We start from the raw sequence: 26,270 nt of genomic DNA, 5'->3' as shown, positions 1-26,270 counted from the left end.
GGCCAATCAGGAGGTGCCATGAGCAACCCACGTTATCCCGAAGAATTCAAAATCCAAGCGGTCAATCAAGTGACCGAAAAGAAGCTGCCTGTCGCTGATGTGGCGGCGCGTCTTGGCGTGTCGACGCATAGCCTCTATGCCTGGATAAAGCGCTACAGCAAACCTCAGGCAAAACGGCAGCAAGACGACGATCAGCACGCTGAACTGCGTCGTCTGCGAGCGGAACTCAAGCGGGTCACTGAAGAGCGAGACATCTTAAAAAAGGCCGCCGCGTACTTTGCCAAGGAGTGCGGCTGAAGTACGCCTTTATCAAGCAGCGCGCGGGCGACTATTCCATTCGACGGCTTTGCCTGACGCTGAAAGTCCATCCCAGTGGTTATTACGCTTGGTTGTCTGAGCCGCAATCTGCACGCGCTAAAGACGACCAGCGATTGCTGGGTTTGATCAAGCACTCGTGGCTGGAGAGCGGCGGAGTTTATGGCTATCGCAAAATCCATGACGACCTGCGCGAGGTCGGTGAAGCTTGTGGTCGGCATCGTGTGGCGAGGCTGATGCGTCTTGAAGGTCTGCGCTCTCAGACAGGGTATCGACGCCGTCCTGGCAAATACGGCGGTAAGCCAGCGGTCGCCTCACCCAATTTACTGAAGCGCCAGTTCGATGTCGTAGAACCTAACAAAATTTGGGTCACCGACATCACCTACATTCGTACGTATGAAGGTTGGTTGTATTTGGCGGTGGTGCTGGATCTGTTTTCTCGTCAGGTCATTGGCTGGTCAATGAAGGCGCAGATGACCAGTGATTTGGCCATTGATGCGTTATTGATGGCGGTTTGGAGGCGAAAACCGAAACAAGAGGTGATGGTTCATTCCGACCAGGGCAGCCAGTACAGCAGCTCCGATTGGCGCAGTTTTTTGAAGGCAAACAATTTGGTTGCCAGCATGAGCCGCCGAGGCAATTGTCATGACAACGCCGTGGCCGAGAGCTTTTTCCAGCTTCTGAAACGGGAACGGATCAAGCGAAAAATCTACACCACGCGGGAAGATGCTCGCAGTGATGTGTTTGATTACATCGAAATGTTCTACAACGCAAAACGCCGCCATGGTTTCAACAATCAGCTGTCACCGGTAGAGTTTGAAAAACGTTACGCAATGAGCTTGCAAGGTGTCTAGAGAACCCGGGGCGATTCACTACTCCTACGTTGAAAAAGGTCTGAAGCTGCACCGTTACTGGAGTTCGAAATGCCAGGGCTGCGCGCTGAAGTCGCAGTGCACACCGAGCACGGAGCGACGGGTCCGACGTTGGGAACATGAGGCCGTACTGGAAGAAATGCAGGACAGGCTGCGCAATGCGCCGGATATGATGCGAATCCGTAAACGGACGGTGGAGCATCCCTTCGGGACGCTTAAACAATGGATGGGTGCAACGCATTTCCTGACGCGAAAGCTGGCAGGGGTAAGTGCAGAGATGAGCTTGAACGTTCTCGCCTACAACTTGAAACGGGTCATGAAAATCATGGGGGCTAATGGTTTGATGAAGGCGCTGTCGGCCTGAAAAGGTTCGTTCTGGACGATCTAGGGAAACTCCGAACAAGTCTCCAAGTATGCTGAAATACAGCCTCACCACCTGCCCCGAGTGCGTCATGAGCCAGATGAGCTTTTCCGATTTCGAATACGCGGGCAAGCGCAAGCAAACACGCCGCGAACGGTTCCTCGCCGAGATGGATCAGGTCGTGCCCTGGAGCGGTTTACTGGCGTTGATCGAGCCGTATTATCCGAAGGCTGGTGGTGGCCGAAAACCGTATCCGCTGGAAACCATGCTGCGCATTCACTTGCTGCAAAACTGGTTCTCGCTGAGCGATCCTGCCATGGAAGAAGCGCTGTATGAAATCACGCCCATGCGCCAGTTTGCGCACTTGACCCTGAGCGCGCCGATCCCTGAAGACACCACGATCATGAACTTCCGACACCTGCTGGAGAATCATAAGTTGGCGCCGGCGATCCTGGCGGTCATCAACGGTTATTTGCAGGAGAAAGGCCTCTCGCTGCGCCAGGGCACCATCGTCGATGCGACGATTATCCACGCGCCCAGTTCGACTAAAAACGAGCACGGTAAACGCGATCCAGAGATGCATCAGACGAAGATGTATGGTCAGCCCACCTCCCGCAAGCCAGCGTGATGAACGGTAAAACATGCTTGCGCTAATGTATCCGGGCTCATTGTGAGCACGGTCATTAGTGCTCGGCCCTTGATGAGAAGTCGCTCCCAACAGTCCTTGATAAAAGGATCAGCTACGAAAAAAGCTATCTTCGTCTTCAGGTTTTCAGTCGGGATGTTTGCCGTTTATCGTCATCATCACTGTCGTCGCAAAAGCCGGTGGTAATTCGGTTAGATCAAGCCGTTTGTTCCACGTTGTAGCTACCGCCTCGGGCTAACACAGCCCAGACGATTCTTGCCATTTTGTTGGCTAGCGCACAGGCGACCTTGTTCGGCGGCTTGCGAGCCAAAAGCTTTCTTACCCAGGCTCCGAGCGCATCGTTTCGCTTGTCGATTCGGATCATCAGTGCGTGAGCGCCTTGCACCAGTAGGCTGCGCAGATACTTGTCGCCGCGTTTGCTGATGCCGAGCAAGCTCGTCTTGCCACCGGTTGAATACTGTCGAGGCACCAACCCGAGTGAGGCGGCAAAGTCGCGCGAGCTTTTGTAAGTCGAAGCGTCGCCGACATCGGCCAGCAGCGCGCTAGCGGTGAGAGGGCCGATGCCGGGGATGCTCAACAAGCGCATGCCGGCTGCGTCCTCGGACAGTTGCTGTTTGATCTCGACATCGATGGTTTTGATATCTCGAGTCAGGCGTTGAATATCGAGCAGCATTCGCTCAACCGCATTGCGCAGTCGAATCGGCAGTTCGTGGTTTTCCATTAACGCCGGTACCTGCTCCAGAGCCGCATATCCAACGGGGAAAATGATGCCGAACTCCAACAGAAAGCCGTGCACCTGGTTGATGATTCCCGTGCGATTATCCACCCAAGACTTGCGCAGCTTGTGCTCGGTCGACAGGATCTGCTGTTCAAGGGTCTTTACCGGAACCGAGTGGGTTCTGGGTCGCGACGCTGCTTCGCAGATGGCCTCTGCATCGATAAAGTCATTCTTGTTGCCGGTGACGTAGGCCTTTACATGCTGCGCCGCGATTAATTGCACTCGATGGCCTAAGCTTTCGATCTGCCTAGCCAGCCACTGCGAGCCGCCGCAGGACTCCATGGCAATTTTGCAGGTTGGCAACTGCGTCAGATACGGCAGCAATTGGCTACGATTGAGCTTCTTGCGCAAGAGCTGGTTTCCTCTGGCGTCCTGGCCATGCAAGTGGAAGGTATTCTTGCCGATATCAATACCCAGAAGCGTCACGGTATTCATGAGAGATCCTCCTTCGGTAAAGAGAGAAACCCAGTAAGTCTAGACTCACTGGGTTTCTCGAGCAGGGCTGACCATCTCATTAAAGGTAATCAATATTTCTTCGGAATGAAGGCCCATATTGGTGCCGACGTTGAGTCGGGGCTGGTTCACCACGTTCACGGCACCGCGGCGAATGTAGCCGATGTCACTCAGGTTGCCGAACTGCTGCACGGCGAGGAAAACGCGGTCTACGCTGATGCTGGTTACACCGGTGTCGAGAAGCGCGAAGAGCATGAAAACCGTGAAGTGGTTTGGCAAATCGCCGCGCGACGCAGCACCTATTCCAAGCTGAACAAGCGCAGCGTGCTGTACAAAGCCAAGCGCAAAATCGAGTACCTCAAGGCCCAGACACGTGCCAAGGTCGAACACCCATTTCGGGTGATCAAACGTCAGTTCGGTTATGTGAAAGTGCGCTTTCGCGGCCTGATGAAAAACACCGCTCAATTGACCACGCTGTTTGCCTTGTCCAATTTATGGATGGCTCGAAAAAAGCTGATGGGTATGGGCTAATTACGCACGTAACACGGAGAAATGGGCTGACAAGCTCGCCAAGGTGGCGCGTACGGGATATTTCGCGGTCAATAGCGCCAAATTCAGCGGGATTTTCAACTTACTGCGCGGTTGCGGCAAGTTGATCGGAGCTTCCTTAGGGAAACTCTGAAAAAGACTTCCATCTCTGGTGAAATACACGCCTCACACGAACTGAACGGCTGAGCCCCGATGAAACAGATGTCCTTCGCCGATGCCGAGTACGCCGGCAAACGTAAGCAGACCCGCCGCGAGCGTTTCCTGATCGAGATGGATCAGGTCGTGCCCTGGAAGGGTTTGATTGCCTTGATCGAGCCGCATTATCCGAAGGGCGACGGTGGTCGTCCGGCGTATCCGTTGATGGCCATGCTGCGGGTTCATCTGATGCAGAACTGGTTCGGCTACAGCGATCCGGCGATGGAAGAAGCACTTTACGAGACGACGATTTTGCGCCAGTTTTCGGGGCTGCATCTGGATCGGATTCCTGACGAAACCACGATCCTTAACTTCCGACGTCTGTTGGAAAAACATGAGCTGGCCGGCGGGATTTTGCAGGTCATCAACGGCTATCTGGGCGACCGTGGTTTGATGCTGCGCCAAGGTACGGTGGTCGATGCGACGATCATTCATGCGCCAAGTTCGACCAAGAACAAGGACGGTAAGCGCGATCCCGAAATGCACCAGACGAAGAAAGGAAATCAGTATTTCTTCGGGATGAAAGCGCATATCGGCGTTGATGCCGAATCCGGCTTAGTGCATAGCCTGGTGGGCACGGCGGCCAATGTGGCGGACGTGACGCAGGTCGATCAGTTGCTGCATGGCGAGGAGTCTTACGTGTCTGGCGATGCCGGTTACACCGGCGTGGACAAGCGTCCTGAGCATCAGAATCGCAAGATGATCTGGTCGATTGCGGCGCGGCCCAGCAGCTACAAAAAGCACGGAAAACAGAGTTTGATCGGTAGTCTGCGGCGCAAGATCGAATACGCCAAGGCCCAAGTACGCGCCAAGGTTGAACATCCGTTTCGGGTCATCAAGCGTCAGTTTGGCTATACGAAAGTGCGCTTTCGCGGCCTGATGAAAAACACCGCGCAACAGGCCACGCTATTTGCCCTGTCGAACCTGTGGATGATGCGAAAACGGCTGCTGGCTGCGGGAGAGGTGCGCCTGTAATGCGGGAAAAGCGCCTTGAAAAGGCGTTGTTCAAGGGTGAAACGATGAGTTAAGAACAGGAAAGGTCTGATTTCTGACCAAGCCAGCGTTTTTTGAACCTCAACCAAGGAGGGCATCAAAAATCGCTGACTACTTCAGACCTTCCTTAGCTCTACTTGTAACTTGAAGTTTTTGGAATATATGCAGTATATGTGTCTTTGCCGTCGGCAACTCCATGTCAAGCTGGGAAGCTATAGTTTTATTCGGCTCGCCCGCAAGCATCAACTCTGCTACCGCTCTCTCTTTAGGTGTGAGCTTGTATCGTAACTCCAGATCACTATTTAAGTTTAAGAGGCGAACTGCTGGCAGAATGGAAAATGTATACTGTAGATAATTGCAAGTCTCTCTGATGTAGGGGGAGTTCAATTTTCGCCCATTTTCTTGTTGAAGTAATGCGGCGGAAGCAACAACGGTTCCACCGGCCCGAAAAATCAAATCCATTTCCTCATGGATATTATATTTATGAAGAAATGGTTGATATTCTTCAAGAAGATATTGGTCGTGGGCCTTTTTGGCATCGGAAAGAGTTTCAAAACTGCTGGAGCTCCGAATTAATAATTCAGCACGTAAAGGATCTGCGTTGTGATAGCGATCATAATACTCGGTGATCATGCGTTCATCAGCACCAGCTTGTACATGGGGGGGCTTGGTTTTGTGAGTCTCATACCAGGTAAAGACGACGGCGGTGCAACCACTCGTGTTTTTCAGGAAAGAGACAGTGTTCTGAGCAAAATCACGACACCTTGTACCTAGCTCTACGTTCTGCATTCTAATTTCTCAATAAGTTGCACTGTTTTAGGGCGCGACGCTAGCGCTTGCTTTATTGTGGAGCTTAAATGCTCCTTTATTAATTGAAGCTTCTAGCTTACATGGGGCGAAGCACAACCCGTGCCACCCCGCGAGTATTAATATTGCGCCCTCATACTTTAGGTTGATGCGTCACGTCATCTATTCGCATAGGCTTATGTAACTCATGTAATGATTCAAATGTGCGCCAACTTAGAATGTCGGAGAAGTTATGACTCTTATCCACCTCCCTGCAAACTGTTCCATTGACGAGGTTGTAAGCTGTTTAGATTCGGATGGGTATTGCATCATCGATAATGCCGTAAGCGATGATGTCGTAGATGCTGTTAATGATCAAATCCAGCCGTATTTAGACCGCACGCCAGAGGGGGAGAATAATGCTTTAGGCAAGCTCACGCGTCGCTGTGGTGCCGTTCCAGGAAGATCGACAGCATCTCACGCGATGGTCATGCACCCCATCGTACTCGGAGCAACTAGGAAGTTTTTGTGCAGAAACTCTTCCAACATCCAACTCAATCTTACACAGGTTATTTGCATAGATCCTGGACAGAAAGCGCAGTTTTTGCACCGAGATGAGGGCGCGTGGGACTGGTATGATCATTTCCCAGTGAATTTCCATATTGAAGTAAGTACAATTTGGGCAATGGACGATTTCACCGAAGAGAATGGCGCCACTCGGGTTATACCTGGTAGCCATAAGCATAGCTTGCTTCCACTTAGCTTTACACAAGCTGACTCGCTTGCTGCCGAGATGAAGAAAGGCTCTGTATTGATTTATACCGGCAAAACTATTCACGGGGGCGGAGAAAACAAATCCAAGGGAAGTCGCCGGGCGTTGAATATTGATTATTGCGTCGGCTGGGTTCGTCAAGAGGAGAACCAATACCTTTCAATTCCAATAGAGGTTGCTAAGACCTTTCCCGATGAGCTTCAGCGGTTAATTGGCTACGAAATGGGGGCTGCAAGTATGGGCTACGTCAGGGAGTTTGAAGATCCACGTGTGGCGCTTTATCCAGAAGAACCATTTGATCAGAAATTTTTTATTGAGCTTCTGGAGAAAAGCTCACGGTTTTCGAATATTGCGAAAAGCGTATATAATTACGTTAAAAAATAATCAGTCGTTAGTAGTCGTTACGCTATCCAACCGCACCGGCTGAACTCGGTTGCCAAGGCACTTGGTCAAGCCGCTTTTATTAGCGGCTTACTGTTATCCAGTAATTATTTAGACCTGCGCTCCCATGGCCTATCGTCGGCTGATTCCATTTCTAGCCAGCATCCGTTCAGGCGCTGTTAACTGCGGATGCGCCAGCGGCGCTTAATCCCGTCCCTCAGAACATGACATAAATCTCAACCTGACTTTCCGCCCTCCGCGTGAGGTTGAATGGGATATCTTGTTGAGGCGTCAATCCGCTCAACCATTCAGGGAAGTCAATGCTGAGCTCACTCGTATCAAATGGTCAGCAACCTGCGTCCTGCCGATCAGAACTGGCGGTGCCGTGGTGGAGCTTTACCAAGACCCTCCTGGCCGCTACCGCTCTGTCTTTGGTGCGTGATGGACGGCTCGGACTGGACGCCCCGGTTCGTGATCAACCGTTCACATTACGCCAACTGCTTCGACATGAGGCAGGGCTCGCCGACTATGGTGAGCTTGCGGATTATCACGCCGCTGTCGCTAACGATGAGGCTCCATGGTCAGTAGACGAAATGATGCAGCGCCTTGAGGGTGCCCGGCTTCGATATAGCCCCGGAACCGGATGGCGTTACTCCAATGTGGGTTACCTGCTTGTAGGCAGACTTATTGAGCAGGTGACCGATCTGTCGCTTGAAGAGGCAGTGGCTCGATACGCACTGATGCCTACGGGGCTTTCCAATGTTTATTTCGCTAAAACGCGAGCAGATTTACGAGACTCCTGCCTTGGAAATCAATCAAATTACGACCCTGGCTGGGTCTATCACGGCTTGCTGATCGGCCCCATTTCGCAAGCAGCGCTATTCCTCGACCGACTTCTCGCGGGGCATCTCCTCCCTGCGGGCTTGCTCCAGGAAATGCAGGAAGCAAAAACTTTGGGCAGCCCGATTCCAGGACGCCCATGGATTACACCGGGGTATGGTCTGGGTTTGATGCTGGGTCCGATTGAAGGGGGCTTTACCCTCTGCGGACACACAGGTTGCGGGCCTGGTGGCGTCATTGCCGTTTACCGTATCTGCGACGGCGACGCATCGGCGTGTTGTGCTGTTTTTGACGAAGGTAGCAGTGAAGGATCCGTCGAAACCCTCGTTGTCGATAAGCTGTTACAGGCTTTGGGGTAGTGGGGTGGTGTCACGCCAACGTCAATTCACTGTCCTTGATATTCGCAATCGGCCCAAGGATCGAGGGGTCGAATTCGTCCAGGGCAGTATGGGTTGCCAGGCGGTGGGGAAGATCGGGGTTGGCCAGGGCGGCCTTGCCCAGCGCGATCATATCGGCGCCGTCTCGTAACACCTGCTCGGCGCGTTGCGGAACATCCAGGCCACCATTGGCGATGATCGTCACTTGTGGCGCATACCGGCGAGCCAACTCAACCAGGCTTGCATTTCCCTCTGCGAACGCCGGTTTCCAGGCCTCAAATTCCGTCACATGGATGAAGTCTATGCCAGCGTCCTTGAGCGACCCAAAAATGACCTCGGCGGCTGCTTCGCCTTCAGGCCATTTATGTTCGTAGTCATTCACTTTGCTCTGTGAAATACGTACCCCGATGGGGGCAAGCGTGCCGATGGCCGCTCTGACTGCCTTGATGACTTCCAGTGTCAGAGCAATCCGGCCAGCGACGTTACCGCCCCAGCGGTCGTCTCTCTGATTGGTGTAGCCGGTCAGGAATTGATCCAGTAGATAGCCGTTCGCCCCATGGATTTCAACACCGTCGAAGCCCGCGGCACGGGTTGCCAGCACCGCCGCTTGTGCGAATCCCGCGATGGCATCGGCGATATCCTCATCACTCATCGCTTGGGGTAGCGGATACTGTCCCTCACCGTAATAGAACTTCATCTGCGTTCCTTTCGGTCGAACGGGCGAGGGTGCAGCGGTGGCCGTTTTAAAGCGGTTGCCCTGATTCAGCGCTCCAGCGTGCATGAGTTGTGCGAATATCGCGCCATGCCGGGCATGAACACGATCGGTCACACCACGCCAGGCCTGAGCCTGTTCAACATCGCTGATCCCCGGTTGGAAGGGGTAACCCTGAGCATACTTCTGATCGGTGTACAGCCCTTCGGTAATGACCAGACCAAAGCGGCCTTTTGCGAATCGCTCGTAGTAACGCGCCATCTCAGCGGTCGCCAGGCCCGCCTCGGTAGCACTGACACGGGTCATGGGTGCTACGGCAAGGCGATTCCTCAATCTGAGGCGGCCAATATCATACTGAGTTAAAATCCGCTGATCGTAGTCATTCATGCAGTCAGTCCTCGTTCATCCAAGATGCTTTTAAATAGCGATGTAGAGGACGATAAACCTGGCTTGAAACGCTGAGAAGCCAGCAAAAACGATAAGCCGCTTTATCAAAAATGGATGTAATGATGCAAATTCCAGATGTGGAAGTGTTCAGCGCCATTGCCGAAAGCGGCAGTCTTTCGGCAGCCGCTCGACGACTCGGCCTGGCGCCCATGACAGTGTCTCGCAGGCTGGCATCGCTTGAAGGTGAACTAGGCGTTCGACTGTTTCATCGAACAACGCGCTCCGTCTCACTGACGGCCGAAGGCGAAACATTTCTCCCCTTTGCAACGACGCTGTTGGAAGCCAGTGAGGGGGCGAGGGTCAGTTTGAAATCCAATGCCGGAGCTGCCAGCGGTGTCTTGAAGGTAACTGCTCCCACCGTGTTCGGGCAGGCAGTGATCATGCCGCTGATTCCCGCTCTCCTGGCAGAACACCCGGCGCTGCGGGTTGATCTGACACTATCAGACAGCATTGTGGACATTGTCGGTCTCGGGATCGATGTCGCGGTGCGCATCTCGACCCTGCGAGACTCGACTTTAATCGCGCGTCCCCTCGCACCGAACCCTAGAGTGCTGTGCGCCAGTCCGTTGTACCTGGAGCGCCACGGCATACCCGCTACGATGGACGCACTGTTGAGCCACCGCCGAATAGCGTTGCATGGGATGCCTTTCTGGCCGTTCATGCGTGACGGTGAAGCGGTTTCCATGCGGGCGGAGGGCGTTTTTTCGGCCAACAGTGTCGAGGCGGTGCGCACGGCGAGCAGGCAAGGCTTGGGGGTTGCGATGCTCACGTACTGGGACATCCGTGATGATCTGGCTGCTGGAAGCCTTTGCGTGGTTGAATTGGAGGATGTTGACCCGGAACAACTGTTCATCACCGCACTATTGCCCACTCGTCAGCACGTGCCCCATAGAGTAGGAGTGTTCCTTCAGCGCCTGGAGGCGGTGCTCAATCCCCGCGACTAATGTTCCGCGAATGCGTCGCCCGCAGCCTGATACCCACTCGCAGAGAGCGATAACAATCAGCGTTGATGGAGGCAGTAGAGGTGCACGTTCAGCCAGCGCACTGCGAATAAATCCGCTCCTGCAACAGCGCGAGTGACCGCCGACAAAGCAGAACAGCTATCTTGGACTAGTTTTATCTGGATCACTGAAGCCTCCGACCCCAATTCAACCAGGCCAAAGTTCGTAATGCTCAAAAAAATCGATTTGACGATCACCCACGATTACCTCAATCCATTTTCCTCGCCGGACGCCCCCAAACTAAGCCCGGAGCTGGTGGACTACCTGTTGGAGAGTGCCTGGTACTACCCCAAGCTGTGCCTGCAGATCAACTGCCCCGAAAATGAGCGAGAACGCCTGCAGCAAGCCATCAGCAATACCTTTGCAGAAAAGAGCGAGCAAGTCAGAGGGGATATTCTCATCCTGCGGTTGGAAGCGCTGACACTCCTGGGCATGGCACTGGTGGTGGGGCTGATAGGCAATGCGCTAGGCATTGAAAGCACCATTCCGGTGGCAGTATTTACCGTTACGGTGTGGATGCTGCTCTGGCGCAGCGCAGAGATATTTTTTCTGGATATCCGCAGCGCTTATCGGGAGTTGCGTAAGTACCGGCGCATAGCCAGCGCAACAAAGCAGTATTGATTGAAAGTGTTGAGTCGCCGCTGATTTAACAAGTGCCCTCGAAGACCCGCTCTTGGCAGACAGAAACGATACCATCAAGCAGTCCACGAAAATGGGAGTGACTTTTTATGGTCGCTTACGGTCTCTAGCAAAGGGCTGCTATCGACCGACTCTGTTGAAAAATCAGGGTCGCCCAAACAGCCTGGTCATTGACTGGTTACAACGTCTTTTTTGCACACCGCTACCCAACTTTGCGCAACGCATTGGCAACCAGCGTAAATGCGGGTGAGGGTTGTCGACGACTGGGGTAATACAGATAGTATCCGGGAAACGGTGGGCACCAATCTTCCAGCACCCGCATCAGCCTGCCTTCCCGAAGGTGCGGTTCAAACTCTTCTTCAGGGAGGTAAGCAATCCCCAGCCCGGCCAGTGTCGCATCCACGATATGGCTCGAGGTGTTGAAAATCAGTTGGCCGTCCACTCGAACGTTCACCTGGTTATCCAGCTGCTCAAAGTCCCACACATAAAGCCCGCCTGAGGTCTGCATGCGTTGATTGATACAGCTATGGCTCATCAAGTCGCGCGGGTTTTCGGGAACTCCACGGGCGGCAAAGTACGCTGGCAAGGCCACCACGGCCATCCGCAATGGCGGACCTATCGGCACTGCAATCATGTCTTTGTCGATGGTGTCACCCAGGCGCACGCCTGCATCAAAACGATCCGCCACGATGTTCCTGAATCCGTAATTGACGTCGAACTCAACGTTGATGTCCGGGTATTCGTGCAGCAGCGCAGTGAGTTTGGGCAGCAACGTTGTGCGCAGCACATGATCGCCGCAGGTAATGCGCACGGTACCCGCAGGCTTGTCGCGCATTTGCGTCAGAATATCCAGTTCTGCCTCGATTTCATCGAAGCGATTACCGATCGCTTGCAATAGCCGCTCGCCCGCGACGGTCGGCGAGACGCTGCGGGTGGTGCGCGTCAGCAACCTGATTTGCAGGCGTGCTTCCAGGCCGCTGATGGCCTGACTCAACGCAGACTGGGTAACACCCAGCACCCCGGCGGCGCGGGTGAAGCTGCCTTCGCGCGCCACTGTCACGAAAGACAGCAGATCGTTGAGGTTTCTTTTAACCATGGGGCGAAGCGCCTTTTGCAGCAATTGATTAGCTGCACTTATAGCCCTGTTAAGTATTAATTAGCTAGTCCCGTGAGTGTTCGTTCGTCACCATTGCCGACATGAATACGAATGACGGTGAGGCACTGATGAACACGGTTTCAACCAGCAGCGAGGCGCCGGCTTACTGGGGCGGTGTCTTTGCAATGACGCTGTGTGTGTTTGCCCTGATTGCTTCTGAGTTCATGCCTGTCAGCCTGCTGACGCCGATCGCCAGTGACCTTCAGGTTACGCAGGGGATGGCCGGGCAGGGCATTGCGATTTCAGGGGCATTTGCCGTACTGACCAGCCTGTCGATCTCGTGGGTTGCCAGAACCCTCGATCGCAAGACTCTGCTGTTGGCACTGGCCGGGCTGATGGCTGTCTCGGGTGTGATCGTCGGGCTGGCCCCTGACTATCTGACCTACATGGTCGGCCGTGCGCTCATCGGTGTGGTCATCGGCGGCTTCTGGTCGATGTCTGCGGCGACGGCCATGCGCCTGGTACCCGCCCCGCAGGTGCCGAAAGCACTGGCCATCTTCAACGGCGGCAACGCGCTGGCTACCGTTATTGCCGCACCGCTGGGCAGCTACCTGGGCTCGATGATTGGCTGGCGCGGCGCTTTTTTCTGTGTGGTGCCCGTCGCGGCGGTTGCTTTCATCTGGATGTACATCAGCCTGCCGCCCATGAGGGTGGAATCACGCATTCCAGGCTCCGGGAACGTGTTCAAACTGTTCAAGAGTCGAACCGTGGCGCTGGGTATGGCCGGATGCGGAGCCTTTTTCATGGGGCAGTTTGCGCTGTTCACCTATCTGCGGCCTTTCCTTGAAACGGTCACGCGGGTCGATGTATCCACGTTGTCGCTGATCTTGCTGGTGATCGGGGCCGCAGGCTTCATCGGCACGCTGATCATCGGCCGGTTTCTAAAGCGCAGCCTTCTGCGGACATTGATAGCAATTCCAGTCTTGATGGCGTTGATCGCCCTGGCACTGATCCCTTTTGGCCGCTCGACCATTGTGGTTGCTGTGCTGTTGGGTTTATGGGGGCTGTTGGCGACTGCGGCCCCGGTGGGCTGGTGGAGCTGGATTGCTCAAGCATTGCCAGGTAATGCCGAGGCTGGCGGCGGCCTGATGGTGGCCGTGATTCAACTGGCCATTGCGCTGGGCTCTACCGTTGGCGGGTTGCTGTTCGACAGTCGCGGCTATCAGACCACTTTTGTCGCCAGCGCAGCCGTGCTGCTGCTGGGCGCAGCGGTGACCCTGCAGGCGTCACGCTCGACATCTTCTGCGTCGCACCTGGCACAGGTGCCAAGTCGGTAAACCGTGCAAATCACGTTCTTTCAACACTGATGACTGCGCATAGAGGGAGATCCAATGAAAAAGCTCATTGTTTTAATCACGTTACTGGTCAGTTCACTCTCAGCGACAGGAGCCGATATGTCCAACGGCGCGGATAACTTCTACACCAGCGATAAAGTGACCGTGCAAAAGGTCAGTTTTAAAAATCAGTATCAAATGAATGTGTCGGGCAATCTGTTTATCCCCAAAAACCGCGACGATACAACCAGGAGCCCAGCGATTGTTGTTGGCCATCCGATGGGGGCGGTCAAGGAGCAAAGCGCTAACCTGTATGCCACGAAAATGGCCGAAAAAGGCTTCGTGACGTTGTCCCTGGATCTTTCATTCTGGGGTGAAAGCGAAGGGCTGCCGCGTAATGCAGTCTCGCCGGATATTTATGCCGAGGACTTCAGCGCGGCAGTGGATTTTCTTGGCACACGCCCTTTTATCGACAAGGAGCGTATTGGTGCACTCGGCATCTGTGGCAGCGCCAGCTTCGTCATCAGCGCGGCCAAGATCGACCCGCGCATGAAAGCCATCGCAACGGTCAGCATGTATGACATGGGCGCCGCCAATCGCAATGGTTTGAAGCATGGGCAGACGCTTGAGCAGCGCAAAGAGACTATCGCTCAAGCCGCTCAGCAGCGTTACGTAGAGTTCACGGGCGGTGAAACCCTTTATACCAGCGGCACGGTGCACCAACTGAATGAAAATACTCACCCGATCCAGCGTGAGTTCTATGATTTCTATCGCACACCCCGCGGCGAATACACACCCGCCAGCTCGACCAAAGAGCTGACCACGCACCCGACGCTTACCAGCAATATCAAATTCATGAACTTCTATCCGTTCAACGACATCGAGACGATTTCACCTCGTCCGATGCTGTTTATTGCTGGAGCGGATGCGCACTCGAGAGAGTTCAGCGAAGAAGCTTACAAGCTCGCGGGTCAGCCCAAGGAGCTGGTCATTATTCCTGGAGCGGGTCATGTTGACCTTTATGACCGCGTCGACCTCATTCCTTTTGACACCCTGGCGAGCTTTTTTCAACGTCATCTGTAGCCGCTGAGGAGCGCAGCGAAGCAGTCGTAAAGTCAGCTTGCGCGGTTAATCAGGGATACCGCGTGTGTCGGTTTTACGACCGCTTCGCGCTCGATCGCAGCCTTCGTTCCTCGTCAGCGACTACACGCGGGATAGGTGACGAGTCTGTAGTCGCTGACGAGCCGTGCGAGGCTGCGATCGGCTGCGAAGCAGTCGTAAAGTCAGCTTGCGCGGTTGATCAGGGATACCGCGTGTACCGGTTTGGCGACCGCTTTGCGCTCGTTCGATCAGTCTTCGCAAAACCTGATCCGGTTACCGAACGGGTCATGGACTTCCAGTACCTTGCCCCAGCCCTGCTGGACAATTTCGGGACGGCCGTACCCGTATTGCCTGGACAGTAATTCATCGCGAAGCAGCTCGATATTATGCATGGGCACAAATACCGTGGTCCCGGGGCTCGCATCACCGTGATGTTCAGAAAGGTGGATGCGCAAGCCGTTGCGAATGATCCCCAGATAGAGAGGCAGGCCAGCCTCGAAGCGGTGCTCGAACTCGACGTGAAAGCCCAGGAAACCAAGGTAAAACTCACGTGCCTTGGCTTCGTCGAACATGCGCAACAGGGGGATGGGGCTTTCGAACGTTATCGCTGGCGAGGCAGTTTGCGGGTGCAGCAGCGCTGACGCTGTGTTCCAGTTCTGATAGCCCAGTTGCTGGGCTATCAACTCCAGCGCGGTCGAGTGGGTGATCTCTTGCCCGCGGGTTTTCAGCACTGCCCGCAGTCGTTTGGCCATCTGCTTGGCGTGTTCAATGGAAATCATCGTTCCTCCTGGAGTCGAGTCAGTCAGGTGCTCGCGTTGCCAAACCTCGACTGCAAGAAAATCGACAGGGTTCGGGTGTTGCCTGAATACTTTCACCAGTCCCTGGAGGGCGCGAGCGGCAGGCAGTATCAGCCGGCGCCCAGCATACCCAGTTTGATGAGCCCTAAACAGATCAAGCCCCCTGGCTTTCAAACCAGCCGTGGTCACGGTACCACGCCACGGTGTCCATGATTGTCAGGTCCGGTGACCGGAAACTCAGGCCCAGTTCTTGTTCACTCTTGTGGTGATTGAAGTGGGTGCGATGTTCTTCTCGTATCAACAGGCGCAGGGTGGCCATGCTCAACTGAACGGGTTTGCCGGTCAGGCGCCCATAGATCTCCTGCACCGCCGCCAGGGCATACAGAACAGGCGTCGGCACTTGACGCGCAGGTGTCTTGACCCCCGCGATGCGTCCCAGAGCCGGTACCAGCTGACGCATCGTCATGTGCCGCCCCGCCGCCAGATAGCGCTCACCTCGTCGTCCATACCTGGCGGCAGCAATCAGGGCGGCTGCCACATCACGGGCATCGACAACGGAGAAACTGCCGGGGATCAGCCCGGGCATCTTGCCGTTGACCACATCATTGACCAGTTGCCCCGAGGACGTGGGGCCCATGTCGGCAGGCCCCCACATCCAGCCGGGCAACACCATGCAGGCATGCATCTGTGGATGGGTTTCCAGGAACGACAACACCACCCGGTCGCTGAGGATTTTGCTGCGGTAATAGTCATCGGCATCCGCCTCGGCCCGCAGGCATGTCTCATCGATGGAGGTGCCCGGTGCGCCATTAAGCACGGCAATGGAAGAGGTGTGGATGAATCGCCGGATTCCGGCACGGTAGGCCTCTTGAAGCAGATCCCGCGTACCGGTGACATTGATCTTTTCGAGCGCCTTCCAGTGGCTGCCGCCCTTGTAGTTGTCGCGAAAAAAAGCCGCCGTGTGAAACACCGTATCGCAGCCTTGCAGTGATGCGGCGAATGAGTCGACCCGGGCCATGTCGCCGATGACCAGTTGCACATTGGCCAGGCCTTTGAACTGCTGTTCACCTTTGGCCATCGAGCGCACCAGTGCTTTGACGGTATAGCCGCGAGCGAGCAGCTCTCGCACCAGGTTGTTGCCCAGCAAGCCGGTTGCGCCGGTCACGAATACGTTGCGCGGGGCGTGTTGTGCAGAGTCCTTTGGCGCGCTAGTCATACATTCCAGTCCAGTGGTTTCGAAGGGCTGTAGATATACCGTCCAGAGCGCTTCTGAAAAACAGCGACTGCTGCATAATGGCTTTGCACAGATGCACATCAGGGAGGACATGACGCATGGCGTTGCAAGCAAATTGGGACGATCTTCGACTGCTGCTGGCGGTTTCTCGGCATGGCAGCTTTCTGCGGGCGGGCCAGTTGCTGGGGATTGCGGCGTCTACGGTGTCCCGGCGCCTGACCCAGTTGGAGGCTGCCCTGGGCGAGCCCCTTGTCGAACGGGGCGTTGAGGGATGCCGGCTGACCTCGCGAGGCCAATCCCTGGTGGACGTTGCCATCGCGGCTGAAGCGGGGTTGAGGCGTCAAGTTGTTGCTGACATCCCGGGATCAGGCGCAGAGCTGTCCGGCAATGTGCTGGTCAGTGCAGGGGAGGGGTTCTCTTCCGGGGTGCTGGAGGCGGTGGGTCGCTTTACCTCCCTGCACCCGCGTTGCTCGGTGGAGTTGCAAGTAACCGCCGACTTTCACAAGATCGCCCGCGGCGTGGCCGACATTGCGATACGCACGATCCATCTCGGTGAGCCTTCGTTGATTTATCGACCCATTGGCCGGTTCGCCTACGGTGTGTTCGCGGCTCCCGAATACCTCAAGCGATGTCCAGGGGTCACGGTGGCCACCGCAGTCAATGTAGCGCTGCTTCCTCCGCTCGACATGCTGGCGCAAATGCGTGCAGCAAAAGCAGCCGGTCTTGACCGGGCCCACATCAGCGTGAACTCGTTTACCGTGCAACTCGAGTCGGTGAGGCGAGGCCTGGGGGTTGGTGTACTGCCCCGTATTCTGGCGAAGGATCTGATCGAGTTGTTCGAGGGTATTGAGCTTCCAGATCTGGACGTCTATCTGGTGACCCGGCCTCAGGCACTGAAGCAGGCCCACATAAAGTGTTTTTTTGCCATTCTGGAGCAGGTGCTGCTCGAAGCCCTGTGCACAGAAGCGGTCGAACGTAGCCATGATTCTGGTCGCTTGCCGCCGGTGCAGCCTTTTGAGTGATCGTTGCTCTGTTCAAGAGCTCAAGGGCATCTGCCCGCTGACGGGATAATCTGTTGCTGCAGCAACATGTAACTGCTTGTATCCTTGCCCCAGGTGAAGGCACACGGCTGCCGTTATTGCCTTTCTCCCACAGTGGCTGGAACGGAAAAATGGATTTTCCATCAGGTAATGACGTGAAGCGTGATACCCATCTGGTTGTTCTTTTGCTGTTTGTTATCGGCTGCTCCCTGGCCTCGCTGACTGTCTGGAAAGTGCTGGCCTCACGTGAGCGGGCGCTGGCGGATGTGAACGTCCACGGGTTGAACCTTACCCAGGCGCTCGCGACTTACTCCGAAGGCATTGTCCGGCAAAGTTCGCTGCTGTTGCTCGGGCTCGTCGAGCGCCTGGAGACTGAAGGCAGCGGCCCCATCCAGATCCAGCGGCTGGGTGCGCTGGTCGACCGCCAGCAGCCCCTGATGCCACAGCTCAGCGGGATCACGATCTACGACAACCAGGGGCGCTGGTTGATGTCCTCCAACCGGATCCCGGCCGGGGCCAACAGCAGTGATCGTACCTATTTCATTCATCACCGCGACGATCCATCCCGCGAGACCTTTATCGGCCCGCCAATCCAGAGCCGTGCCAATCATGAGTGGGTGGTGACCGTCAGCCGGCGCTTCGATGATGCTCGCGGAGCGTTTGCCGGGGTGGTGGCGGTAACTCTGGGGGTTGAGAACTTCCTGCGGCTGTTTGGCAAGATCGATGTGGGGCAGGAGGGTGCAATCGGGTTGTCCTATACCGATGGTACGTTGCTGGTTCGCTATCCTTTTCGCGAGCAGGACATGGGCCGCAACTTTTCGAAGTCGCCGATCTATGCCAAATACCTGGTAGATCGATCCGTCGGTACCGCCTCGTTCACCTCCAGCCTGGATGGTGTGGAGCGGCTCTACGCCTTCCGAAAAAGCAGCCAGTTGCCGCTGATCACGACCGTAGCCCTTGGAAAACGCGAAGCCCTTGCCGCGTGGCGCATGGAGGCATTGCTGTCAGCCGTGGTGGTGACTGCGCTGCTGGGGCTTACCGGCCTGATCGGCTGGTTTTTGATCCTGGATATCCGCCGTCGAACCCAGATAGAAGATCAGTTGCGAGGGGCTCAGCAGCAATTGCTTTCGTCGAACCGCCAGCTTGAGTTGCTGGCGATGAAGGACGCCCTGACCGGCCTGGCCAACCGGCGCTGCTTTGATGTGACATTAGACATAGAGGCGCGACGGGCAAAGCGGGAAGGGACGTCTTTGGCCCTGCTGATGATCGATCTCGATCATTTCAAGCTGTACAACGATTCCCTTGGGCATGTGGCCGGAGACGCCTGTCTGCAGGCGGTTGGCAAAATTATCGAGGAGTGCGTGCGTCGACCGTCGGATGTGGTCGCCCGTTATGGCGGAGAAGAGATGAGTGTCATCATGCCCAACACCGACATTGAGGGGGCGGCGGCGGTGGCGCAACTTATCCTCGATCGCCTGAAGCAAGCCAGCATCCCCCACACCGCCAGCCCGTTGGGACGAGTCAGTGTGAGCATCGGGATGAGTTGTGCCGCAGGTGCACAGCTGGATCACGTGCAGGGTTTGATCGAAGCGGCAGACCAGGCGCTGTACAGCGCCAAGATACTGGGTCGAAACCAGTTCGTGAAGCACTGCGGATGAAGCCCGGGGGGGGGGGTGTGTTCCTCTCGTCGAAATCCCTGACAGAAATATTGACCAGAATCGTCCTACGGCGTTAACTGTATATTTATACAGTCAAATAAAGGCGCGGGTCATGAGCTTCACATTTTTGGGACCTCTTGCGCAGGGCGGGATTGGTTTGCCGCTGTGTTCGTTCAAGATTCCGGCGGGATTCCCATCACCCGCTGCAGACCACATCGAGAAAGTCATCTCCCTTGATCAGGTACTCAATGTGCGTGCGCCCCATGTCTATCTGGCGTCGATTGATGGCGACAGCATGCAGGGGGTCGGGATTTTCTCAGGGGATCTGGCGGTCATCGATCGTTCCATTGAGCCTGCCCACGGCCATATTGTGGTGGCGCTGCTGAACAATGATCCCATCTGCAAGCGCCTGTGCTTGCGCGGCAAGGAAGTGATCCTCCGGTCTGAAAACCCTGGATACCCGGACCGGTACGTCATGGAAGGTGACGATCTGTCGATCTGGGGGGTGATCACCCACAGCGTGCGCAGTCATGGTCATTAACGTTGCTCATTGGCGGTGAGAGGGCCAATGAGCTTCAGGAAATGAGCATCAAGTCACTGTCTTTCAGCTTTTAACGGACCATACCAATCGGTAGAATTTTCTGTTTTTTTTCAACAGGAAGTCGGCATGCAACGGATTGTGATACTGGGTAATGGCGGCAGCGGAAAATCGACCCTCGGCCGAGCCATCGGCAAGCGCCTGAACCTGCCCGTGGTGCATCTGGACCCTTTGTTCTGGGAGCCCGGCTGGATCGAACCGGACGCTGAACAGTTCCGCCAGCGGGTCAGCCAGGCAATCGCCCCGGATGCCTGGGTGTGTGAAGGCAATTATGCCCGGCGTACCTTCGACCTTCGCCTGCCCCGTGCCGACGTGATCATTTGGCTGGATACGCCGCGTCTCACGTGTTTCACCCGGGTGATCATGCGCAGCCTCACAAACCGCTCCCGCTCTGACCTTGCAGCAGGTTGCAGGGAGAAGTTCGACTGGGTGTTCCTGAAGTTCGTATGGAATTTCGACCAAGGCACACGCCCGGGTATCGAGACGGTGCGCAAAAAAGTGGGGCCGCAGGTGCCTGTCATCCGCTTGAGGACGACCCGCCAGATTGCCGATTTTCTCGATGCCTTGCCCGTAACTGCCTTGGCGCGCAAGTCGCCTACCTGAAAGTCCTCGTTCTCTATCCAGGATATGCAGTCATTTACTAATGCTATGTGAGTATTGTCTGCGCTAACTATTAATGGGGTAATCAATGATTTAAGACATGACATCTGCGGGATAACTGACATGGGACTTGCGCACTCTGTACAAGTTGTCGCTGTGACGAGTGGTAAGGGGGGCGTCGGAAAGACGACTGTGGCAGTGAACCTTTCTTTGGCGTTGGCGAGTCGCGGAAGGCGAGTCGTCTTGCTCGATGGTGATCTTGGATTGGCGGGTGTTGATGTTGCAGTGGGCGTTATCCCCCGATACACGATTGCTGACTTGATGGAAGGTCGTTGTGCGTTATCGGATGTACTGGTGCAGGGGCCGGGAGGTGTGCGTATCGTCCCGGCTTCTGCCGGTGTCGAGAGCATGGTGAACCTGTCATCCACTCAGCACGCAGGCCTGATCCAGGCCTTCAACGACATCGCCGACAGTCTGGATGTGCTGGTGATTGATACTGCGACAGGTATCGGTAAATCGGTGATCAGTTTCGCTCGGGCCTCTCAAGAGGTCTTGCTGGTGGTCTGTGACGAGCCAGCGTCTATCGCCGATGCCTACGCACTGATCAGGCTGCTAAATCGTGACTACGGGATAAACCGCTTTAGAGTTTTGGCAAACATGGTGCCTGAGTACCAGGGTGGACGCAGCGTGTTCGCCAAGTTGGCGAAGATTACCGATCAATTCCTGGATGTCTCTTTGCAGTACGTGGGAGCGATTCCGTATGACGAATGCGTGCGTAAATCCGTGCAGACTCAACGCGCCGTTTATCAAAGTTTTCCGCGCTCTCAGATCGCCAAGGCATTTCAGAACGTTGCCCTGAGGGTCGACGCCTGGCCATTGCCGGGCAGCCCCAGAGGGGGGCTGGAGTTTTTCATTGAGCAGCTCATTTCTAACTCGAGAGGGTGAGAAGACGCTGTAAGCAGGAGGCTGGAGAAGAGAGTGAATTTTTCACGCACCTGAAAAATCAAGGGCCTGCACGAAGAATCTCATACAAGCCCTTGATTTGTCTGGTGCCTGGACCCGGAGTCGAACACTAAGCCTAACTCAATGATTTCGCTCAGTTGATGGAACGCTTATATATAATATAGGCCTTCGCCCAACGACCAGATAATCACGCCAACATCTTAATACTCATTAGTCAAAGTAACTCCGTTGAAGTCATCGCAACGAGTACCTTTATCATCAGCGAGTGCAACCTTTTGCCCCGTTAACTTTGACAGCGCCAAAAGGTTAAGCATCGCATACCCTGACGAATCGTTCAGGTTGCGAGCATTATTGGCGATCCACCACCGTCCCCCCGTGGTGGATAATTGAACTTCTATGATATTGCCGGCATCCTTATCATCTTTGCCCACCGAGAGTTGAGTGACGGTTCCTTTTGCACACGTATAGGCGCGTGACTGCCTGCTTGACTGATCCCATTCAGCAGAAAAAACAGGAGCGCTTGTACACAGAATTAACAAGCCAGAGACTAAACGCATAGCTATATTCCTCAGCAGTCATAGTTCATCATGATTGAGTTCATTCAAACGGTTACTCACAATAGATTCCAGCGTGAGTGTCATCGGAGAAGACACTTGGAGCTCATCGAGCTTCAAATCCGATCGTGGTAAAGCCAGGCAGGCTCCAACAATAGGTATCATGCCCACCCATGTCGACCGGCCTGTTTGTCCTGCGACGCCATTTACAAATGGTGTTGCTGCGGCATTTGTATTGCCTGTCATGTAAGCGGGGTTTGCACGGGCAGTTGAAACCTGCAACTGCCCGTCAACAACAACATAGGACTCGACATCCCTGATATTTCGAGGAGGTATAGCGCCCGGTGTTATATATTCATTCGCTGTAACGGAAGGTTGATAGTTCAAGGGGGAAACCGGCGTTTGCGGGTTATTGCCGTGCAACGCCCGAAGAGAAGCTTCGGCATTGTAAAAATTGCCGTCAGCTCTGATCCGATAAAGAAATATGTGCTGCCCGGGCCTAGCGAAGGCTCTGGCTGCTGCAACAGTGCGGATATACTGAAAGTCGGCGGCTGTTGACACGAACCCGGAGTTTCTTTGCGACCCTGGCCTGTTCACGCAGGACTCGCCTGAGACATGCGCATGAACATTCACGTTATTCCCCCAGGCCTGAAAACCCGATGAAAATATTTCTTGCTCACCCCGTGTGTCCATTCGCCACACAGTGCTTGGCGGAATAGCAAATGAAAGAGATATATCCAGAAGCATAACGACGCTACTTAAAAACAACAGGCAAATCTTCTTCATGGCTTATTTGTCCTGGCAGCTTAATGTCTACAGCAAAACAATTCGCTGTGGTCTTGATCGGACTTAATATCGCCCTGCAAGAGAAAAAACTGCAAGTATAAAATAATACCTCGATCGTATAAAGCGTCTCAAGATATTGCTCGCCACTCGATCCGTTTGCCTTTGTAATCAAGTTATTGTGCGCACCATATAAAAGCTAAATACAAATTGTAGTAACTTGACGCGACAATCGCACTGGTGTCCAAAGATATAGGGGGTGGCTGCTGGCGATAAAGAATGTATTGGTTGCAGATTTCTATTGCTGTGGCTCCATAATTTTGGAACTCAAAATCTTTAATAAGCCACTTACTTCTTTCGGTTTAGGCTAAAGCAATTCGTCGTCACTTCTATATCTTTACTTACGGCAGCCATCGGGAAAATGCAGGCCTTCATCCCAGCACTGAGTGTGCCACTGACTGACAGAAGTGATCGCGGCACTGGTATTTACCCCCATACCTTCGGTTATCGGAAGTCTGATTAATAGCGAGGCTATCTATAAGGCTATTGAATGGGGCTTGTTCACGGTCATTGAGCAAGGCGTTGATTCGCTCCACAGGCTGCATGGCATTGACCTTCGTCGCGTCGAGTGAACATTCCATTACGCAATGACGCCAGGGCCATTGATGCGGTGGCGTTTGCCAATGTACTGTTGCTGAATGCGGGAGACAGGCCGGTGCCGCTGAATGTGTTGAGCCCGTTCATGAACGTGGGGGAGCGTGGGCGACGTATCACTGAAGGGCTAACAATGATGCCGGAGGGGCTCTTGGCTGGGAATGCAGTAGTGTCTACCTAGTCGGGATGCAGCAGAAATGGTGGCTTCGGGTGGCTGTGAGGTCGGCGCCAACGTGACCAGGTACACCACGCTGTTGGTGGTCGGAGATCAGGACATCAGCAAGTTGGCGGGTAAGGACAAGAGTTCGAAACACTTGAAAGCAGAAGAGTTGATCGCCATAGGCCAGAAAATTCGAGTTTTAGGTAAGAGTGATTTCCAGTCGCTATTGGTTCCGTGACCCACGCATCATCCAGATACGTTCACGACATATAAAAAAGCAAGGAGCTGATGTATGCCACAAATTGCCAATAACGGGGATGCGCGCGTAGCGGTGCTGGTCGATTGCGACAATGTGTCACCAGAGGTGCTGGAGCACGCATTGAAAGTTGTGGCGCAGTTTGGACGAATTGTCTTGCGCCGTGGATATGGAAATCACGGCACGCTCGCAAACAAGTGGCAGGAGGCGTTGGTCAGGCTTGCCTTTACACCTTGTCTTCAGTACCAGTATGCCTCTGGGAAAAACACGTCAGATATCGCACTTGCACTGGATGCACTGGAAGCATTGTTCGATCATCGAGCGGACATGTTCTGCCTGGTTACCAGCGACTCGGATTTCGCCTATCTGTGTCGAAAGCTTCGGGAGCGGGGTGCAGCCGTTTGCATCGTGGGTGAAGCCAAAACCCCGGACGCCCTGCGCAATGCCAGTGATCAGTTCTTCGAATGGCGCAAAGTACATGATCCTGCACTGGCTGATGCTCTGATCCCCAAGGATATTCCAGATCTGCCCAATCCCAAGAAAGAACCGGATCAGGCTGCCAAACCCAAACTCCGTCGTCCTCGTTTTATAGTGGAAGCGGTGTCATTGCTGGCTGGAAGTACCAATGAAGGCAGGGTCACGGTCAGTGGTTTAGGCTCCTATTTGAAGCGGACAGACCCCGCGTTCTCTCCCACTGAGTATGGGCACTCAGGGTTGTTGGACATGCTCAAGACATACGATTTGCTGGAAACACATAAAGAATCTGGCGGTCATTGGACGGTCGGCCTGGCAACGAGGCCTCTCACTGCAGATGAAGCGGGGGGGAGTGGAAAATGAATATTCATTTGAGGCGCTGTTTAGACTTGCGAAACGTACTTGGCTTGATCCGGAGTAAAGATCACTAACAGGTTGGTTTTCGTGCACATCAGCACTTGTTCGGTTTCAGGGTCGACATTCAGGTCTTCTCCCCGTAGACCCTGCCACTGCGCCAGATATTCAAACGATCCAAATTTCTCAAGTCTTGACCCGGCGAGGGGATGTGGTGGCGAAAAAAACAGCCCGAATATCGAATGCGACTCAATGATCTAACCCAGATCGCTCATCTCGTAGGGAGCAATTTCTTTAAACCGTGAGGAACGATCCAGGCTAACTCGTGCACCAATCGCGTTTAGCATTGATGCAGGATCAATGGACTCAAGATTATCGAAGTCCAAAGACGACCACTCTTCCCGAGTGACCAATGCTGAAATTATATAGGGTTCTTCGTCTCGGCCGGTTGCTGGGTCGTGACGTTGAACATAACCCGACACCAGGCAGTTCTCGATTGCTGGCAGTAAAGCAAAGACCTCGCCAACCACCCGAAACAATGAACCATGGCACAGCCTGACAAAATCGCGACGAACTTGAGCGTCTGATCGATTTTTGAAGGTTAGCTTGCCATTGCCTTTTGCTTCGGCCGTGCGACGTGGAATATCGCTCTCGTCAGGCAGGTCGACGTCAAGGGCAACACCAGTGACATCGTGGGAAAACTCATAGGACACTAGCGTCTGCTTTGGCCAGGCAATACCGCTGAGTACGTAGTCGAGCGCCTTCTCCATCGGCGCACTAAACCCTTTTGCCGCCAGACGAAATGCCTTCTCTATTTCAGTGCGGTCAAACTCATGAGTATCGCGAGCAACAGCCCAGTCGAGCATGTCTTGCTGGTGCTGTACCTCGGCCAGCTGACGTTCGCGCTCCAGCTTGCGGGCGCGAAACATCTTGTCAACGAGGCTCGCGGGTGGGGGAGATGGCATGCTGGGAGCATCAATTGCGAACGGGGATGGAATTATCGGTAGCGACCCCGGTCGAGGTGTTGCCATGTGCACATCGAGACAGGCATAAAGTTCTTTGTTGACAGTCTCGGCGGCCTTGACCAGTAAGGCCTGGATAGCTTCGGCTTGCTCCAGCTTTGCTCGTTTTACCAGTGATGCCGGGATTTCCGTGTCATCGGTGTCTGTGATGAGTAACGTACCATTGTCTTGCACCTTGATCTTGATTGAGCCGCTGTACTCATCCGGGTCAAAAGCAGGTGCCTTGACCGCACGGCGCGGGCTATCCAGTCGTTGCCGATACGACAAACCGGTACCCGGCAAGCCAGTGTTCAGGAAAGTGCCGTTGCGGCCCATGGTCATGCTAAGTCCGCGTGGCCCCACAGAAGCGCTGACACCCTTGGTGCTGATGTTCAAACGAACACCGGGGATGAGAGTAATGCGTTTGCTGAATCTAAAAGCCATTTGCGCCTCTTGATATCCAGGTTTCGAATCAAGGTCCTGGTTGAAACCACGA

Annotated in this window: 24 protein-coding genes and 3 pseudogenes; 18 read left to right on the top strand and 9 right to left on the bottom strand. The window is 54.6% G+C overall.

What is annotated here, in order from left to right:
- Positions 1-18: 18 nt before the first annotated feature.
- The 3 genes and pseudogenes from V6P94_RS16480 to V6P94_RS16470 all read left to right on the top strand — a co-directional run.
- A protein-coding gene (locus tag V6P94_RS16480; RefSeq protein WP_338647729.1) for an IS3 family transposase occupies positions 19-1,169 on the top strand; the annotation gives its coding sequence in 2 pieces (ribosomal slippage) (positions 19-253 and positions 253-1,169; 1,152 coding nt in all).
- 19 nt (positions 1,170-1,188) lie between these two features.
- Positions 1,189-1,551, top strand: a pseudogene (locus tag V6P94_RS16475) (transposase); the annotation flags it as partial.
- Positions 1,552-1,639: 88 nt separating this feature from the next.
- Positions 1,640-2,152: pseudogene (locus V6P94_RS16470) on the top strand (IS5 family transposase); the annotation flags it as partial.
- A gap of 238 nt (positions 2,153-2,390) precedes the next feature.
- On the opposite strand, the gene V6P94_RS16465 reads toward V6P94_RS16470, so the two are convergent.
- Positions 2,391-3,407, bottom strand: coding sequence for an IS110 family transposase (locus tag V6P94_RS16465; RefSeq protein ID WP_169863150.1), 1,017 nt, complete (start codon positions 3,405-3,407; stop codon positions 2,391-2,393).
- On the opposite strand from V6P94_RS16465, the pseudogene V6P94_RS16460 reads away from it, so the two are divergent.
- Positions 3,312-3,956, top strand: a pseudogene (locus V6P94_RS16460) (IS5 family transposase); the annotation flags it as partial. The gene V6P94_RS16465 and the pseudogene V6P94_RS16460 sit on opposite strands and share 96 nt — an antisense overlap.
- Positions 3,957-4,166: 210 nt before the next feature.
- The gene (locus V6P94_RS16455) at positions 4,167-5,144 is read left to right on the top strand and encodes an IS5 family transposase (protein ID WP_338646790.1); all 978 of its coding nucleotides are present in this window, start codon (positions 4,167-4,169) and stop codon (positions 5,142-5,144) included.
- Between the two features lie 129 nt (positions 5,145-5,273).
- On the opposite strand, the gene V6P94_RS16450 is transcribed toward V6P94_RS16455, so the two are convergent.
- Positions 5,274-5,951: a helix-turn-helix transcriptional regulator gene (locus V6P94_RS16450; protein ID WP_338647724.1), complete on the bottom strand. Its 678-nt coding sequence runs from the start codon at positions 5,949-5,951 to the stop codon at positions 5,274-5,276.
- Between the two features lie 250 nt (positions 5,952-6,201).
- Here V6P94_RS16450 and V6P94_RS16445 point away from each other — a divergent pair, with 250 nt between their 5' ends.
- Complete coding sequence (locus tag V6P94_RS16445; RefSeq protein ID WP_219261793.1) at positions 6,202-7,104, top strand: phytanoyl-CoA dioxygenase family protein; 903 nt, start codon at positions 6,202-6,204, stop codon at positions 7,102-7,104.
- A gap of 317 nt (positions 7,105-7,421) precedes the next feature.
- Positions 7,422-8,300 carry a serine hydrolase domain-containing protein gene (locus V6P94_RS16440; RefSeq protein ID WP_326397846.1) on the top strand — a complete coding sequence of 293 codons (879 nt, stop codon included), beginning with the start codon at positions 7,422-7,424 and terminating at the stop codon, positions 8,298-8,300.
- 10 nt (positions 8,301-8,310) lie between these two features.
- Here V6P94_RS16440 and V6P94_RS16435 read toward each other — a convergent pair whose 3' ends face one another.
- Complete coding sequence (locus V6P94_RS16435) at positions 8,311-9,417, bottom strand: NADH:flavin oxidoreductase (protein WP_338647720.1); 1,107 nt, start codon at positions 9,415-9,417, stop codon at positions 8,311-8,313.
- A gap of 122 nt (positions 9,418-9,539) precedes the next feature.
- On the opposite strand from V6P94_RS16435, the gene V6P94_RS16430 reads away from it, so the two are divergent.
- Complete coding sequence (locus tag V6P94_RS16430) at positions 9,540-10,421, top strand: LysR family transcriptional regulator (RefSeq protein ID WP_326397848.1); 882 nt, start codon at positions 9,540-9,542, stop codon at positions 10,419-10,421.
- Between the two features lie 225 nt (positions 10,422-10,646).
- Positions 10,647-11,099 (top strand): hypothetical protein, encoded by a 453-nt coding sequence (locus tag V6P94_RS16425; protein ID WP_219261940.1) that lies wholly within the window; start codon positions 10,647-10,649, stop codon positions 11,097-11,099.
- 220 nt (positions 11,100-11,319) lie between these two features.
- On the opposite strand, the gene V6P94_RS16420 is transcribed toward V6P94_RS16425, so the two are convergent.
- Positions 11,320-12,213 carry a LysR family transcriptional regulator gene (locus V6P94_RS16420; RefSeq protein WP_219261797.1) on the bottom strand — a complete coding sequence of 298 codons (894 nt, stop codon included), beginning with the start codon at positions 12,211-12,213 and terminating at the stop codon, positions 11,320-11,322.
- Positions 12,214-12,341: 128 nt separating this feature from the next.
- Between V6P94_RS16420 and V6P94_RS16415 the strand changes: the two genes are divergently transcribed.
- Positions 12,342-13,550 (top strand): MFS transporter, encoded by a 1,209-nt coding sequence (locus V6P94_RS16415; RefSeq protein ID WP_326397849.1) that lies wholly within the window; start codon positions 12,342-12,344, stop codon positions 13,548-13,550.
- A gap of 54 nt (positions 13,551-13,604) precedes the next feature.
- A complete protein-coding gene (locus tag V6P94_RS16410) occupies positions 13,605-14,630 on the top strand; it encodes an alpha/beta hydrolase (protein ID WP_326397850.1) in 1,026 nt (341 codons plus the stop codon).
- 266 nt (positions 14,631-14,896) lie between these two features.
- Here the strand turns inward: V6P94_RS16410 and V6P94_RS16405 are convergent, their stop codons facing one another.
- Positions 14,897-15,427: a glyoxalase superfamily protein gene (locus tag V6P94_RS16405; RefSeq protein WP_326426950.1), complete on the bottom strand. Its 531-nt coding sequence runs from the start codon at positions 15,425-15,427 to the stop codon at positions 14,897-14,899.
- A 172-nt stretch (positions 15,428-15,599) separates the two neighbouring features.
- Positions 15,600-16,661 carry an SDR family oxidoreductase gene (locus V6P94_RS16400; protein WP_326397852.1) on the bottom strand — a complete coding sequence of 354 codons (1,062 nt, stop codon included), beginning with the start codon at positions 16,659-16,661 and terminating at the stop codon, positions 15,600-15,602.
- 116 nt (positions 16,662-16,777) lie between these two features.
- Between V6P94_RS16400 and V6P94_RS16395 the strand changes: the two genes are divergently transcribed.
- The 5 genes from V6P94_RS16395 to V6P94_RS16375 all read left to right on the top strand — a co-directional run bounded on the left by V6P94_RS16395 (position 16,778) and on the right by V6P94_RS16375 (position 21,520).
- Positions 16,778-17,701 carry a LysR family transcriptional regulator gene (locus V6P94_RS16395; protein WP_219261802.1) on the top strand — a complete coding sequence of 308 codons (924 nt, stop codon included), beginning with the start codon at positions 16,778-16,780 and terminating at the stop codon, positions 17,699-17,701.
- 173 nt (positions 17,702-17,874) lie between these two features.
- Positions 17,875-19,377 carry a diguanylate cyclase gene (locus tag V6P94_RS16390; protein ID WP_326399066.1) on the top strand — a complete coding sequence of 501 codons (1,503 nt, stop codon included), beginning with the start codon at positions 17,875-17,877 and terminating at the stop codon, positions 19,375-19,377.
- Between the two features lie 112 nt (positions 19,378-19,489).
- Positions 19,490-19,918 (top strand): S24 family peptidase, encoded by a 429-nt coding sequence (locus V6P94_RS16385; RefSeq protein ID WP_326397853.1) that lies wholly within the window; start codon positions 19,490-19,492, stop codon positions 19,916-19,918.
- Positions 19,919-20,044: 126 nt separating this feature from the next.
- Positions 20,045-20,578: an AAA family ATPase gene (locus V6P94_RS16380; RefSeq protein WP_326397854.1), complete on the top strand. Its 534-nt coding sequence runs from the start codon at positions 20,045-20,047 to the stop codon at positions 20,576-20,578.
- A 120-nt stretch (positions 20,579-20,698) separates the two neighbouring features.
- On the top strand, positions 20,699-21,520 hold the full coding sequence (locus V6P94_RS16375; RefSeq protein ID WP_219261805.1) for a MinD/ParA family protein: 822 nt from the start codon (positions 20,699-20,701) through the stop codon (positions 21,518-21,520).
- A 218-nt stretch (positions 21,521-21,738) separates the two neighbouring features.
- Here V6P94_RS16375 and V6P94_RS16370 read toward each other — a convergent pair whose 3' ends face one another.
- Entirely contained in the window at positions 21,739-22,095 is a 357-nt protein-coding gene (locus tag V6P94_RS16370; protein WP_326397856.1) for a hypothetical protein, read from the bottom strand.
- Between the two features lie 18 nt (positions 22,096-22,113).
- Complete coding sequence (locus tag V6P94_RS16365) at positions 22,114-22,878, bottom strand: hypothetical protein (RefSeq protein WP_326426948.1); 765 nt, start codon at positions 22,876-22,878, stop codon at positions 22,114-22,116.
- Between the two features lie 848 nt (positions 22,879-23,726).
- Here V6P94_RS16365 and V6P94_RS16360 point away from each other — a divergent pair.
- Entirely contained in the window at positions 23,727-23,927 is a 201-nt protein-coding gene (locus V6P94_RS16360; RefSeq protein ID WP_326397857.1) for a hypothetical protein, read from the top strand.
- 54 nt (positions 23,928-23,981) lie between these two features.
- The gene (locus V6P94_RS16355) at positions 23,982-24,782 is read left to right on the top strand and encodes an NYN domain-containing protein (protein ID WP_219261808.1); all 801 of its coding nucleotides are present in this window, start codon (positions 23,982-23,984) and stop codon (positions 24,780-24,782) included.
- Positions 24,783-25,030: 248 nt separating this feature from the next.
- On the opposite strand, the gene V6P94_RS16350 is transcribed toward V6P94_RS16355, so the two are convergent.
- Positions 25,031-26,218, bottom strand: a complete 1,188-nt coding sequence (locus V6P94_RS16350; RefSeq protein ID WP_326397858.1) for a DUF4236 domain-containing protein — start codon at positions 26,216-26,218, stop codon at positions 25,031-25,033.
- Positions 26,219-26,270: the final 52 nt, after the last annotated feature.

The organism is Pseudomonas sp. ML2-2023-3, assembly GCF_037055275.1.
Lineage (GTDB): Bacteria > Pseudomonadota > Gammaproteobacteria > Pseudomonadales > Pseudomonadaceae > Aquipseudomonas.
The sequence above is the reverse complement of the archived record's forward strand: the minus strand, read 5'-3'. Positions and strand labels throughout refer to the sequence as shown.